Origin of the sequence: Vibrio mediterranei (genome assembly GCF_900088415.1) — a bacterium.
GTDB lineage: Bacteria > Pseudomonadota > Gammaproteobacteria > Enterobacterales > Vibrionaceae > Vibrio > Vibrio mediterranei.
The window spans coordinates 1-14,642 of the sequence record NZ_FLLQ01000004.1; the positions used below are offsets into that span (position 1 = coordinate 1).

Consider the following 14,642-nt stretch of genomic DNA (forward strand, 5'->3'; position numbering starts at 1 on the left):
CCTTTAAAGCTCATTTGATTACTTTAAAAAGTACGCTAAATCAGTCCCGACATTTTCCCTCGGTAGTTATTGTAATGACAAAGTCGCTTGGTAATTAAGGTACGACAGAATCGCTTGGTGATCACAAAGCGACCAGTGATTAAATTAACTCGCTATTGGACAGAAGCACGTTAGAGTATGGATTCTAACGTGCCGAAAATGGATTAGAAAAAGTATGTTGAAGTCTTAAATGCTTGTTATAAAGCAAACTCCCCAACTGTGACCGTATTTATTAGAGGGTTTTCATCCAAGACAGGAATTCCAACTAACACATCATTCTCTGTATGCTCGGTAGCGCCTTGAGCATAAATAACACAAATTTTTTCTTGCTCTGCTTCGTTTAAACTTTCCCACCATTCTGGTGATATGTAAATATTTTCAACCATTGCGAAGGTGAAAATAGAAATTGAGTTTGACACAGAACCTGTCTGAAGGAGTTGGTTAACAAATTTTAAGTTGCTTGTTGAATGCTCTTTCAACCACGACAAGACAATGTACCCTTTGTTTTCAGATGCAAAAGAGTTAATGAATACATAGTCTGGTATATCTTTGGGATCATTAGATATTGTTTGAAGCAGTTCACCATCGAAACCAACCGTATACCCTAATACCGCACTAGTCATGACCCTCGGAGGTAGTTCAAGCTCCATGACTAAGTGATGTAAGTCATCAAAGGCAGCAGCCGTAAACATGTGATCAAGCTTCTGCTTTAGGTACCGTAGGTCTCCCATTGTAAGAGCATTATTTGAACCATAGTATTTAGCCATTTGTTGTATCATGACTTGTTCACTAAGAGATTTGCCTTTATCTAACTCTTGAGCAAAGCTTAATGTAGTAGCAGCGCTCTCTTTTACAAAAAGCTCTCGGCATAAAGATCGATATGCCACGAGAAAACAATGGTATGGACTTTTATCAAACGCATGGTCTTCAATCGGAGCAAAAATGTGTTTGTCGTGAGTTGAGCAAAAACCAGTAAATACCGAGGCTTGGTTGATACCTACTTTCTTTGGAACGACTCTTTTAGATACAGGGAAGTCATGATTTGCTTTGAAAGTAGTGTAAACATGTCCATCTACTGCTATAGCTTTTAGAGAGGAGCTTTTTGATACTGAATGTGCTTTGATGATTTTCTTTGAACATTCAGATTTCATCGATTCTGGCACGCTACAGAGTTTTTTTGAGTTGAAGCTATTTATCTCTTTCATTATCGTGCCTTTATCAACAGGAGCTTGTTTATCACGCCCTAAATGACAACGTTTGTATTTTTTCTTTGAGCCGCACCAACATGGCTCATTTCTTCCAAGTTTCACTGATGTTCCTCTGCTTTATAACTCCCTGTAAAGGTGTGAGCAACTCAATACCGATGCTCCCGCATACCACCTTAAACACTAAACGCATAGTAAAAATGCCACGCGTTGCGAATCACTCTTAAACAGTTAGAGCTACTTTGCCACAGTTATTAACTGACCAGTTACATCATCATAGGAATGGCTAATTTCAGTTACATAATTATTGCCAACATCATTGAAAAAACCTGCGATGGCTTCAACTGACAGATAATAGACTTTCTTATTCTTATCTGAGTCTGAAGCAAAGAATATTCCTTCCAAACCACCTTGTTCACTTAGGCTTATTTGAAAGACAAAACTATGAATTAACCTACTAGCAATAAACCAAAGATCTCTGGTTTCAGTATTCTTGCTATTTAAATTGTAATGTTCATCAACTCTGTAGTTGTTTAACCAAGTAACCTCACGTCCCTGATGTGGAAACCAAGTAACAGGATACTTGGTACTTTTCAGAGCATCTGTAACCTTAATAGTATCGAAGAGCTTCCTTATTGAGTAAAAACCGATAAAAATGTCTTTTTCAATTTGCGCTAATTTATCTTCACTTAAGTCACTTTCAGACTTCATCGTGAGCAACCTTTGTGCGCTTTCTAGCAAAGGCAACTTCCAATAAGAACTTTCGTAAATCACTAGTTTTTCCTTGTAGCTCTAACGCTAATTAGACGGCAAGCAACCGCTTTTCACTCTCACATCATGCCGCCTTTCACTTACCAACTCAATTACAAATCAATGTTTTATCAACCACGTTAGGAGGTTAGACTGTTGAGAGTTTCCTAGTTTCTAGATGAAAAGGATTCGAATAACTTGTTGTAATGCAAATTCACATAACAAGATATGAATGAGTAAAAGTCCTAACTGATAATGGGGCATAACTGTTTTAGCTGGCAGTTTCTCTCTCTATCTGAATGCTGTGATTGAATCAGTAGTTGTTCCTAACGATTAAGTGAATATTCATTCATGATAGGGGCTAGGTGAAAACGTCAGATTGAACGGATAACATAGCTACTTACTCGACTAAATTGAAAAATTAATGACTTATCGTTCCGCTAGCATCTGAAGCGATGCGCTCCACTAACTCGGACAACACTCACTATATTCAAAGCCTTAAATTGACAATATTTATTACTCAAAATTGTTATTAGGAAAATATTCGATTTTAACAACTGAGTGTTAGCTACCACTACGAGAAAACCGTTTCAGCTTGCATCAAATAAGAATGAGGTTCGTCAGTGATCATCATATCAACCCCCCATTTCCAGTGCGCTTCCACCAATTCAGGGAAATTAGGGGTGTAACAATACAATTGGTATCCGGCAGTTTTTACATGTTTGGCGAGCTTTTCCGTCAAAAAACGATAATCACAATGCACACTAAACGCCTCTAGTTCATTTAATACACTTAAAGCATTCTCTGGGATTGATTGCCACAACTGTCCACGGCGAATACTAGGTATTTTAGCTTTCATTTCCATAAGTGCTTGGGTATTAAAGCTAGAAAACAACAATTGCTCATAGGAAACGCCAACCTCCGCTACGACTGCAGCTATCTGTTGACATAGCAATTCAATATCATCACCTGAGTAGACCTTTAACTCGATATTTAAGCTAATGTTATGTTGCTGTACAAAACACAATGTCTCTGACAAGGAAGGAATACGTTCATTTCTATATTGTTCTCCGAACCATAACCCAGCGTCCAACTCTTGCAGCTTTTTCAGTGACAGATCAGCTACCTTGCCACTGCCGTCAGTACAGCGGTTTACCGTTTGGTCATGAATAACCACAGGCACTTTGTCAGCACTCAATTGAACATCAATTTCAATCCACTCGACACCCTGTTGAGCAGCAAGTTGAAATGCTACTAATGTGTTTTCTGGTGCCAGACTCGATACACCGCGATGCGCTGTTGTTTTCATGTTTACCTCATATGTTCATTTATTTTCACATGCAGCATCCCAGCCCTTTATGACAAGCGTATTGCAGTTAAAACCATCTTTGGTGAAAACAAAACCTTTCAAATAAGTTCATTTAACTGTCACCTAAGCGTCATTTTCGTCATTTAACTTTCACTTGAACAAATGGAGCAGATAAAACAACACAAGCGAACATTTGCTCTTGTCTTGTTGAACAGATACTTAAAATCATAAGGGAAAAGATATGTCTATTAAGCACCTCACGGCAATTGCGGCAACAATGGCAGTTATCAGTGCTCAAGCGCACGCGAAAACCGAGGTTGAATGGTGGCACGCCATGGGTGGCGCTTTAGGTCAAAAGGTCAATGAAATTGCCGCTGACTTTAACGCTAGCCAATCCGAATACGAGATTAAGCCAGTGTACAAAGGTAGCTACGCAGAAACCATGACCAGTGCCATTGCTGCTTTCAGAGCAAAAGAACAACCAGCAATCGTACAGGTATTCGAAGTAGGTACCGCAACCATGATGGGTGCTAAGCAAGCTATCTACCCTGTTTATGAGCTAATGGCTGATACTAAAGAACCATTTAACGCAGATAACTACCTTGCCGCGGTAACGGGCTACTACACTACGAACGATGGACAGATGCTGTCTATGCCATTTAACAGCTCAACACCTGTGATGTACTACAACAAAGACATGTTTAAAAAAGCGGGTATCAAAGAAGCACCAAAAACCTGGAAGGAAATGGAAGCAGTCTCGCGTAAGCTGTTAGCGTCAGGAGCGAAATGTGGCTTCACAACCACATGGCAATCATGGACTCAAATAGAGAACTTCGGTGCACGTAACAACATTCCTGTGGCGACTGAGAATAATGGCTTCGGTGGTTTTGATACTGAGTTTAAATTCAATGACGCGCCTTATGTAAAACACATCCAACAAATGGGCGATTGGTCAAAAGAAGGCATCTTCAAATATGGCGGCCGTCAATCAGATGGCATGCCTCTTTTTTACACACAAGAGTGTGCGATGACTATGGGCTCTTCAGCAGGTCTAGCGGGGATTAAAGAGAACATGAAGGGCATTGATGTAGGCGTTGCGCAGCTTCCGTACGATGATGACCTAATTGCAAAGCCACAAAATACCATCATTGGCGGTGCATCACTTTGGGTACTTAGAGGCCATACGTCAGAAGAATACAAAGGTGTAGCTAACTTCTTCACGTATTTGTCGAGCCCTGAAGTACAAGCAGATTGGCACCAGTTCACTGGCTACCTACCTATCACCAAACAAGCCTACGAGCTGACTAAACAACAAGGCTTCTACCAAGCGAATCCAGGAACGGATACTGCGGTATTGCAGATGACATCAACAACACCAACAGCGAACTCAAAAGGCATTCGCTTTGGTAACTTCCTACAAACCCGCGACATCATTAATGAAGAGTTAGAAGCCGTGTGGGCAGGTAAAGCGTCCGCTAAGTCTGCACTTAACAATGCCGTTCGTCGTGGTGACGAGCAATTGCGCCGCTTTGAACGCACACAAAAATAATTGTCTTTGTCTTTTCGCCGTCATTTTCTAATTGAGAGTGACGGCTCTTTGGTACACCGTATGTCATCACAAGTTGTTTTTAAAAATAAATGGCTGCCCTATGCGTTAATTGCACCTCAGCTTATTATTACCCTTGTCTTCTTTATTTGGCCCGCAGGTCAGGCTGTATTTCAGTCTTCTCAGTTGGAGGATGCGTTTGGCATCAGCCGTGAGTTTGTTGGTCTGGAAAACTTTACTAAGCTTCTCAACGATAGCTATTACCTTGATTCCTTTTTCACTACGATCCAATTTAGTATCAGCGTTGCACTGCTGGCATTAGTCAGTGCGCTTATTCTCTCTGCTTTTGCTGAGCATATTGTTAGAGGTGCCACGGTATATCGCACATTTCTCATATGGCCATATGCGGTAGCACCTGTTGTTGCAGGATCTCTATGGCTATTTTTGTTTGACCCAACCATCGGGGTTGTTACTGATATTTTGAATTGGTTTGGGGTTAATTGGAATCCAACCTTAAACGGAAGTCATGCCATGTGGATGGTAGTAATAACTTCAACCTGGAAACAGATCAGTTATAACTTCCTCTTCTTCTTAGCTGCCTTGCAATCGGTCCCTAAATCGTTGCACGAAGCTGCTGCAATTGATGGTAGTGGTCCGGTGAAACGCTTTCTCACGATTAGCTTTCCGCTTATTTCCCCAACCAGCTTCTTCTTACTCGTGGTTAACTTTGTATACGCCTTCTTCGACACCTTCGCCATTATTCATGCAATGACACAAGGCGGTCCAAGTAACAGTACATCGACGCTGGTATACAAAGTGTATAACGATGGTTTTATCGGACTCGATCTTGGTTCATCAGCAGCACAGTCAGTGATTCTTATGGTTTTGGTCGCAATGCTGACCGTTATTCAATTCAAATACGTTGAGAAAAAGGTAGCGTACTAATGGTAGAAAGAAGACCTCTTTTCAATGTGTTTTGTCACATTATTCTTGTACTAGGCATTGTTTCTATTGCTTTACCGGTGTGGATCGCTTTGGTAGCGACGACACATGAGAACACTGAGTTTGCAACAGGCACACCGTTATGGTTTGGCGATCTGGGATTTAGTGTGTTCTCAGACCTGCTGAGCAATGAAAGTACATTTAATAACAACGCGCTTCCAATCACACACATGCTGACCAACTCTCTTATCATGGCGCTGTGTATCACCATAGGAAAACTGACTATTTCAATAACATCGGCTTATGCTGTGGTCTTTTTCCGCTTTCCTGGACGAATGATTGCGTTTTGGATGATCTTTTTCACGTTAATGTTACCGGTCGAAGTGAGAATCATGCCGACGTTCGAAGTCATCACTAATTTGAACATGCTTAACTCGTTTTCGGGATTAACCATTCCTCTCATCGCGAGTGCAACGGCAACATTCTTATTCAGGCAGTTTTTTATGACCGTGCCGAATGAGCTAGTCGAAGCGGCACGCATTGATGGCGCAGGTCCGATTAAGTTCTTTTTCGATATTCTGCTTCCTCTCTCACGCACCAATATTGCAGCACTATTCGTGATCACTTTCATATATGGTTGGAATCAATACCTCTGGCCATTACTCATTACCACTGATGCCCAGTACTACACCATAGTGATGGGTATTAAACAAATGCTTGGCGTCGTCGACGGCGTGATCGAGTGGAACAAGATTATGGCCACCACCATCATCGCCATGTTACCGCCAGTCATCGTAGTTATTGCTATGCAAAAAGTATTCGTCAAAGGCTTGGTAGATTCGGAGAAATAAATGTCAACGCTTACTCTTTCAAATATCGCTAAATGCTACCCAAATGGTTACCAAGCGATCCCTAATATCAACCTCGACATCGATGACGGTGAGATGGTTGTCCTTGTTGGCCCAAGTGGCTGTGGCAAATCCACCCTGCTACGTATGCTAGCCGGATTGGAAGAAATCAGTTCAGGTACTCTGCGTATCGACGACAACATCGTGAACGAGCTAGAACCCGGTGAACGCGATATTGCAATGGTATTCCAAAACTATGCGTTATACCCGCATATGACGGTATACGACAATATGGCCTATGGACTACGCAATCGCAAAACGCCAAAAGCGGAAATACAGCGCCTTGTCGGCCAAGCTGCGGAAATGCTCGAGCTCGATGGTTTATTAGACCGAAAACCGAAGCAGCTTTCCGGAGGTCAGCGTCAGAGGGTGGCTATGGGCCGCGCCATTGTGCGCGAACCAAAAGTCTTTTTATTTGACGAGCCCTTATCCAACTTGGATGCCAAGCTAAGAGTTCAAATGCGGCTTGAGATAAAACGCCTACAGCGTCGCCTTGGCACTACATCGGTATATGTTACGCACGACCAAGTCGAAGCCATGACACTAGCCGATAAGTTAGTGGTACTCAATAAAGGTAATATTGAGCAAGTGGGCACTCCTTTAGATATTTATGACTATCCAGAATCTCTGTTTGTGGCAACCTTTATTGGTTCACCATCCATGAACATTTTCGACGCCAAAATATCCGCTGAAGGTATAGAGCTAGGTTCATCGCTATTCAAAATGGATACCAAAGCTCTTAACCTTGGCTCAGTCAAACTAGGGCTAAGGCCTGAACATTTGACGCTAAACGACATTGACCCTTGGTTTCATGTAGAAGTTGAGCTCATCGAAGCATTAGGGGCTGATCTATTGCTCTATTGCATCACATCCGGAAGTGAGCCTCAAAAACTGGTCGTCCGTGTCGAAGGTCACTCTAAAATAGCCATTGGTGACCAACTTGGTATTGATGTTGATCGACAGCATCTTCATCTTTTCAGCAGTGAAACCTCAAAGCGCCTTCATTTCAACGATCACACTACTCTTCAGCAAGAGGTCATTAATGCCTAAGTCGTTATCTGCGTTATCGCCACATCAAGCGAGAAAGATCGAATGGCTGTTCACCGATGTGGACGATACATTGACTTGGGAAGGAGCATTGCCTCCCGAGACATTACTCGCCCTCAATAAACTAAGGTCGAGTGGGGTTAAAGTCGTTGCTGTCACTGGCGCTTGCGCTGGGTGGTGTGACCAAATTGCCAAGCTGTGGCCAGTTCATGGTGTCATTGGGGAAAATGGTGCATTTTGGATGATGAAAAACCAACAAGGATTTCACGTCCACTCACTACAACCGATGGACGAGATGAGAAGCAACCAGAAAATACTGTTACAGCGTCTAGAAACGTTACTTGTTCACTACCCTGGGATCGAGTTTGCTAATGACCAAAGTTATAGATTTTGCGATGTTGCTATTAACCTCGGACAAGACCGTGAACCTGTCGCAGACGATGTTAGCACACGACTACTCAATGAGATTCGATCGCTAGTCGTTAACGGACAAAAAGTGAAAGCCACTCAGAGTTCCATTCACATCAATGTTTGGCTAGGTGAACACAGTAAGCGATTCAGCAGTGAACAGTACCTTAAAGTAAGCGGTAACCAGAACGTATTTGCATTGGAAACACTGACCTACATCGGTGATTCACTCAATGACGAGTCGATGTTTGATTGGCTACCCATTACATTTGGCGTAAATAACCTAACGCCTTTGCTGTCAAAGCTGCGGGCGAAACCCAGTTATATAACTAGTGCTAATGGTGGATACGGATTTGCTGAATTGGCTCAGCAACTGGTCGAAGCTCGTCACAGTGCTTAATTTAACGATAACCAAAGGGCCGTCTGTTAACGACGGCCTTTCCATCCCGACTAAATACCTGATTATGTTCGTTGCAGAAAGGTATTACGCCTCAGGTAATGACTGAGATTTCAGCACTGTCTCTTGCGGCTTGTCTTTCACCAATGACAGCAATCCAGTAATAACTAACGCCGCGATGCCCGACATTGTCACTGGTGACCCCAATATAGTTTGTACCAGTTTGGGGGCTTCTTTTAGCAAATCTGGCACCAGCATAACGCCTAACCCTAGCCCCAGTGAAATAGCGATAGTCATAATTCGGCGTCTATCTAGTGTTTCACTTGCGATGATTTTGATGCCAGCTGCAGCCACAGTACCAAACATTACCAAGGTTGCCCCGCCTAACACAGGCTTTGGTATCGTCATCAAGATAGCTCCAAGTATTGGAAACAGACCAAGTAAGAATAAGATGCCAGCAATGAAGTATCCAATGTAACGACTGGCAATTCCAGTCAGGTGAATCACCCCATTGTTTTGACTAAAGGTGGTGTTCGGGAAGGTATTAAACACCGCTGCAATCATTGAATTTATGCCATCTGCCAATACGCCCGCTTTTACTCGTTTTATGTACTGCTTACCTTCAATCTTCTGTCTTGAAAACAGACAGTTGGCAGTTAGGTCACCCGTCGATTCAATCGCGGTAATCAGATAGATAAAAGCAATCGGTAGAAAAGCTTGCCAATCAAACGCGAATCCGTACTTGAAAGGGATAGGAATACTCAGAAATGGTTGCGATGAAAAGTCTGGCATGGTGACTTTTCCCAACATCAATGCCACTAACCATCCGACCAATAACCCAACTAGAATCGAAGATAATCTCACCATGGTATTGCGGCTCAAGTTTAAAATAACTATGGTTGCCAAAACTACACCGCCTAGCGCTAAGTTAGATGCAGAGCCAAAGTCTTCGGCGCCGAATCCACCAGCGATGTCAGTAATACCCACTTTAATCAGCGAAATACCAATAGTCGTAATAACAATGCCTGTAACAACAGGAGTGATGACCGCCTTTAGTTTATCGATAAATCTCGACAAAATAATTTCAACAAACGCACCGAAGAAACACACACCAAAAATGGTCGCGAGCATCTCATCCGGGCCTCCCCCGTTAGCCTTAACAAGAAAGCCTGCCCCCAAGACAGAGCCTAAAAAAGCAAAGCTTGTCCCTTGGACGCAAATCATGCCAGCGCCGATTGGGCCAATTCGCTTCGCTTGTATAAAAGTGCCTACTCCCGAGACCATCAACGCCATACTAATAAGGTATGGGATATGGTCACCAAGTCCTAACACTCCTCCAATAATTAATGTCGGGGTAATAATGCCGACAAAACTCGCCAAAACATGTTGAAGTGCGGCGTAACTCGCGGCTTTGACCGAAGGTTTATCATCCAGTCCGTAGATTAAGTCACTGCTATGTTGCTGTTCCATGTGATTCCCTATGTATTTTTGATTGTATACAACTAAGACCACAAAGATTAAGCAATATGCATACCATTAATTAACCTTCTGTTTTCAAAAGATTTAGTCAAATTACATGCATCATATCGCACCACTTTCACCCGTCGATAGCTAGTATTGGTGCAATTTTCCGTTAAACACTGTAACAACTTATTCTTTGACTTACACGTGTACGCTGATATTCTAGCGAACAGTTGTAAGCTTAAATGGAGTTATTGTATGAACACGGCTCACAAGCCCCCGATAATTTGGTTAAACGTCACGATTTTTCTTGGCACTTTTATCCTAGCCACAGTAGGCACCACATGGTATGGCGTGACACACGGTTATACCCTTGCACACTGGGTTTGGTTACTCATTGCCTTTGTATTTTGTGGTATGTCCATTACAGCGGGCTATCATAGGCTGTGGTCACACAAGGCATACGAAGCACACAATTCACTGAAATACCTATATGCTATTGGTGGTGCCTTTGCTCTTCAAAATAGCGCATTGCACTGGTCTTCAGACCATCGTGTTCATCACAAACACGTCGACAATAACGACAAAGACCCATACTCAGCGAAGCGAGGCTTTTGGTACTCACATATCGGATGGATGCTTAGGGAGTATCAAGCCGCACGATACGATGATTATCGTAACTGCCGAGATCTTCAAAAAGACAAGGTGGTGATGTGGCAACACAAACATTATGTCGCCCTTGCCCTACTCACCAATTTCGGTATCCCAATTGCTCTGGGAGCAATTTATGGCGATCTGATCGGTTTCATACTAATTGTTGGTGCACTACGATTGGTACTCAGTCATCACACGACCTTTTTTATTAACTCATTAGCTCATGTTTGGGGCTCTCAGCCGTACACCAGCAAAAACACGGCACGGGACAACGGGATTTTAGCGTTTGTTACGTTTGGTGAGGGTTACCACAACTTCCACCATATCTTTGAGCATGACTATCGAAATGGCATTCGTTGGTGGCAGTTTGATCCGACTAAATGGTTAATACGCTCTTGCGCTTATCTTGGGCTAGCTAAGGGACTAAAACGCGTGTCACCTTATCGCATTGAGAAAGCGCGTCTGTTGCAAACCATGCAAACGGCCAAGGGCAAAATCTTCCAACTTCCCAACGCAGAGCAAATTCATTCGGTGATTGAACAAGAATTGCAACATTTGATCAGCAAACTGAATGAATGCGACGAACTAAAGACTCAACTTATCAAGTCGGCAAAATCCAATGTCAAAGAAAAGTATGAGCAAGCTTTATTGCGGGTGCGAATAGAGCAATTAGATTTAACGTTAAAAGAACAAAGACGTCGTTGGTACAGTATGGTTAATAACCCTAGGCTAGCGATCAGCTAATGTGGTAGTCAATTAAGTTGACACTGGGCGAGCATCATTGATGCTCGCTTTTTTTTATACTTTCTGCCGTATTTATCACATGGTTTTGCTATGAAAAAAAGCAACTTATGGCAGCTAAGCCAAGCGTCAATGGGCATTGTTCAATGGATAGGTCTCGCGATCATTCTTGCCCCTCTCATCCTATCCCGGACCAACAGCGCGCTACTCGTTGGTCAAGTGATGTTGATTTTAGGTTTAAGTGGCTTAACTGCTCCTTTGCTTGGTTCTATCGCCGATAAATACACGCTTCATAAACCTATGCACCTACTAGCACTCATATGTCATGCCAGCGCATTACTGCTATTACTTTTCGTTTCTACAACTCAATGGCATTACTGGGGTATTGCCTGTTTGATTGGTCTTGGCAGTAACCTCCTGCTTATTCTCAATCCAACGCTTGCTTTACGCTTAAATAGTTCGCCAGAAAGCCAGTCAAACGCACTGAAACACCTTTTCCAAATTCAAATGCTTGGGGTAGCCGTGGCTGGCGTAACCATTGCTTGTCTTGACTATTTGCAGCTACCCGTGAATATACAGTTGGGCACACTCTTTGCCTTCGACCTGTTGTTGATCGTCGTTACAGCACTTTATCCACCGAAGACCCTGGTCTTTATTACTAAACTCATGAATTAAACACGAATTCGGATCGTAGCCATTCTAAAGTTGTTTGGTTTGGATTCGTCGTTTGCGTATTGATGTCTATGTTTGTGGGTTCAAATATGGTGGAGATGGGACCAGTCATTATTGATAAAGGGTTTGGCGTTAACGTATCGAGTTCCGCATTCGGAATGGCTATCGCAGCACTTGTCACCCTCGTCGCACTTACACCCGCAGGAACTTGGATGGCAACTCATGGAGCCCACTCTCTTTGGTTCATCACCGTGATAGTAAACCTAATTGTAGGCATCAGTATCTGGTTTATGTTCGGCCACAATATTATGGCGCTTTTACCGCTCTCTCTGATATTAATCTCCATTATCAATGGTGCGTGGAACGACATTTCTATTGCCGCTCTTGCGGACGAAATTAGCCCTTATCGACCTGCAACAGCGCAAGGGTTTATGGCAGCCGCCGTATCCTTAGGGTTCTCTATTGGTACTTACATCGTGGGGGTTCTGTTAGATCACGATAAGATTGCCAACGTGATGGGCTTTTTGGCGTTAAGCGGTCTTGTTGTTGCCATGCTTGCAAGTTGGGTACTAGTTAAACTGCCAAAAACCAAAACGCTGCCTCTTGAACAGCAGCGCTTTGAGCTAAAAGATAAACAGTGCTAGAGGATGGACGTGGCGTTACGACCAGCTTCTTTGGACTGGTAAAGGGCTTTATCCGCGCGCTTTAGCCAATCTACATGATTATTATCTTCAGCGCTGCACTCGGTGATACCTAAGCTAATGGTGTATTGGAGTGACTGACCATCGAACTCTAAACAGAGCTCCTCTACTCGTTTACGCAACCTTTCTGCAAAATACGACGCTTGATCTGCTGTCGTGTCGGTGAGTAAAACCGCAAATTCCTCTCCGCCGTAGCGACCACACACATCACTACCTCTCGCAGCCTTTAACAGCTGCTGAGCCGTCTCTTTGATCACGTTGTCGCCAGTGGCGTGGCCATAGTTGTCATTGACACGTTTAAAATGATCGATATCGAACATTACCAGCGTTGACGTACGTCCAGTGGTCTGTACCGAATTAAATTCTTCAATAAACTGTGATTCCCAGTAAGCCCGGTTAAACAGTCCAGTAAGACCATCTGTGCGACCTAACTCCGTCAGCTTCTCATTGGAGCGCTTGAGGTGCATTTTACTCTTAGCAATGTCCGACACATCTTGCAGCATAATAGCAAAATGCGTGACATCTCCTTGGGGAGACTTAAGTGGCGTAATCACCATGTTCTGATACATGTTGAGCAAGCCTTGTGATACAGGTGAGAAGTTTTTGAATTCAAAGATAATTGGACGATCTTCCCAGTTTGAAAACCCCCGAGTTTTGAGAGTTCCGGTCGATTCCAGTTTCGCTCTTAACCACTTTTCAGGAAGATTGGGATAACTTTCAAACAAGCACTTGCCCATAATGCTGTCTGCATTAATACCGCTATAGTTTTGCATGAAACTATTCCATGCACAGACATTGTATTCACGATCTACCACAATAAGACCCGCATCCAGCGTATCCAGCAACTGCATCGTCCAATGAAAGTCGGAAAGCTCGAGTGTCATAGTGGTCATTGTAAAAGCTCCATTTGACGGTGGATAATCTCCACGGATTCCACATCAAACATAAACAATACGGAGCAGAATAAGTCTAACGCTTCTGCATCATAGGTATATTCAATCGTAAATACGTGTTCGTTAGCATTGAGCATCGAGTTTTCGGGACTGAAATCCTCTATTCTCAGCGGCTCACGTAACGAGAACTCTAACCCTAGCTGCTCCGATAACGATACTAAGAAAGAAGAAACGAGGACATTCACTAGATTGACAACAATTTCATCGTGGGAAATTTCACCATCGTCATACCCCAAACGCCGTCCCACTTGTGCGACCGACTCACCCTCGATACAAACTAATGCCTCACCATGTAAACCACCACCAACAAACCGCTGTGCCGCCGCGCAGCTATTATCACGATTTAGGGTATCTTGAATCATCATGGTGAGCTCACTAAACGTCAGTTCGCCGACTCTTGGAACCGGTAATAGGATGAACTCTTTAAGCTGTTCTGAAATCGTTGCAGCACCCGCCCCCAAAGCGATATTCGACGTTTCTTGGAAGCGTTCAAACATCTGTTGTTTGCTAAATGACTGCTTTGAAGAATGCGCATGATGAATTGGGATCTGCAGATCATGAAATAGAGGAGTTGCCGATTCTGCTTTTAACGGTTTCTCTATGAATGCATAAGCACCGAGATCGAAACAGCGTTGTTGGGCAATTTCTTGAATGTCGCCAGACACTACGACCACTTTGGTCTGATGGCTGAATTCTTGAAGAGCTGTCAGTACTTCAAAGCCATCCATTTCGGGCATTGTTAAATCAAGAAATAAGATATCAATGTTATCGCACTGCATTGTTTCAAGTGCTTGGCGGCCATTTTCCGCAAATATGATCTCACCATCAAAAGAGCTTGCGATAAAACTCGCTAGACTTCTTCTTGCTACCTTTGAATCGTCACATATAAGTATCCGCATGAATCCATTA

General features: G+C 43.1%; 14 protein-coding genes. 8 read left to right on the forward strand and 6 right to left on the reverse strand.

Features of this window, described 5'->3' with window-relative positions:
* Window positions 1–236 precede the first annotated feature (236 nt).
* The 3 genes from VME0621_RS12500 to VME0621_RS12510 all read right to left on the reverse strand — a co-directional run bounded on the left by VME0621_RS12500 (window position 237) and on the right by VME0621_RS12510 (window position 3,303).
* On the reverse strand, window positions 237–1,349 hold the full coding sequence (locus tag VME0621_RS12500) for a YecA family protein (RefSeq protein WP_062463932.1): 1,113 nt from the start codon (window positions 1,347–1,349) through the stop codon (window positions 237–239).
* A gap of 132 nt (window positions 1,350–1,481) precedes the next feature.
* Window positions 1,482–1,955, reverse strand: a complete 474-nt coding sequence (locus tag VME0621_RS12505) for a hypothetical protein (RefSeq protein ID WP_197498258.1) — start codon at window positions 1,953–1,955, stop codon at window positions 1,482–1,484.
* 613 nt (window positions 1,956–2,568) lie between these two features.
* On the reverse strand, window positions 2,569–3,303 hold the full coding sequence (locus VME0621_RS12510) for a glycerophosphoryl diester phosphodiesterase (protein ID WP_062461069.1): 735 nt from the start codon (window positions 3,301–3,303) through the stop codon (window positions 2,569–2,571).
* Window positions 3,304–3,544: 241 nt separating this feature from the next.
* Here VME0621_RS12510 and ugpB point away from each other — a divergent pair, with 241 nt between their 5' ends.
* Genes ugpB through VME0621_RS12535 form a run of 5 tightly spaced genes read left to right on the forward strand, consistent with a single transcriptional unit; the run spans window position 3,545 to window position 8,554 of the window.
* Window positions 3,545–4,852, forward strand: coding sequence for a sn-glycerol-3-phosphate ABC transporter substrate-binding protein UgpB (gene ugpB, locus VME0621_RS12515; protein ID WP_062461066.1), 1,308 nt, complete (start codon window positions 3,545–3,547; stop codon window positions 4,850–4,852).
* Between the two features lie 60 nt (window positions 4,853–4,912).
* Window positions 4,913–5,794 carry a sn-glycerol-3-phosphate ABC transporter permease UgpA gene (gene ugpA / locus VME0621_RS12520; RefSeq protein WP_006072238.1) on the forward strand — a complete coding sequence of 294 codons (882 nt, stop codon included), beginning with the start codon at window positions 4,913–4,915 and terminating at the stop codon, window positions 5,792–5,794.
* Complete coding sequence (gene ugpE, locus VME0621_RS12525; RefSeq protein WP_006072237.1) at window positions 5,794–6,642, forward strand: sn-glycerol-3-phosphate ABC transporter permease UgpE; 849 nt, start codon at window positions 5,794–5,796, stop codon at window positions 6,640–6,642. The genes ugpA and ugpE overlap by 1 nt, the downstream gene beginning before the upstream one ends.
* Window positions 6,643–7,749 carry a sn-glycerol-3-phosphate import ATP-binding protein UgpC gene (locus VME0621_RS12530; protein WP_062461063.1) on the forward strand — a complete coding sequence of 369 codons (1,107 nt, stop codon included), beginning with the start codon at window positions 6,643–6,645 and terminating at the stop codon, window positions 7,747–7,749.
* Complete coding sequence (locus VME0621_RS12535; RefSeq protein WP_062461059.1) at window positions 7,742–8,554, forward strand: HAD-IIB family hydrolase; 813 nt, start codon at window positions 7,742–7,744, stop codon at window positions 8,552–8,554. Before VME0621_RS12530 ends, VME0621_RS12535 begins: the two co-directional genes overlap by 8 nt.
* Before the next feature lie 84 nt (window positions 8,555–8,638).
* On the opposite strand, the gene VME0621_RS12540 is transcribed toward VME0621_RS12535, so the two are convergent.
* Entirely contained in the window at window positions 8,639–10,021 is a 1,383-nt protein-coding gene (locus VME0621_RS12540; RefSeq protein WP_062461056.1) for a nucleobase:cation symporter-2 family protein, read from the reverse strand.
* 249 nt (window positions 10,022–10,270) lie between these two features.
* Between VME0621_RS12540 and VME0621_RS12545 the strand changes: the two genes are divergently transcribed.
* From VME0621_RS12545 to VME0621_RS12555, 3 genes are all read left to right on the forward strand, one after another.
* The gene (locus VME0621_RS12545; RefSeq protein ID WP_062461053.1) at window positions 10,271–11,410 is read left to right on the forward strand and encodes an acyl-CoA desaturase; all 1,140 of its coding nucleotides are present in this window, start codon (window positions 10,271–10,273) and stop codon (window positions 11,408–11,410) included.
* A gap of 90 nt (window positions 11,411–11,500) precedes the next feature.
* A complete protein-coding gene (locus VME0621_RS12550) occupies window positions 11,501–12,082 on the forward strand; it encodes an MFS transporter (protein ID WP_062461050.1) in 582 nt (193 codons plus the stop codon).
* A 62-nt stretch (window positions 12,083–12,144) separates the two neighbouring features.
* Window positions 12,145–12,723 carry an MFS transporter gene (locus tag VME0621_RS12555; RefSeq protein WP_062461048.1) on the forward strand — a complete coding sequence of 193 codons (579 nt, stop codon included), beginning with the start codon at window positions 12,145–12,147 and terminating at the stop codon, window positions 12,721–12,723.
* Here the strand turns inward: VME0621_RS12555 and VME0621_RS12560 are convergent.
* Complete coding sequence (locus tag VME0621_RS12560; RefSeq protein WP_006072227.1) at window positions 12,720–13,673, reverse strand: sensor domain-containing diguanylate cyclase; 954 nt, start codon at window positions 13,671–13,673, stop codon at window positions 12,720–12,722. The genes VME0621_RS12555 and VME0621_RS12560 overlap by 4 nt on opposite strands.
* Window positions 13,670–14,632, reverse strand: coding sequence for a response regulator (locus VME0621_RS12565; RefSeq protein WP_062461046.1), 963 nt, complete (start codon window positions 14,630–14,632; stop codon window positions 13,670–13,672). The genes VME0621_RS12560 and VME0621_RS12565 overlap by 4 nt, the downstream gene beginning before the upstream one ends.
* Window positions 14,633–14,642 lie beyond the last annotated feature (10 nt).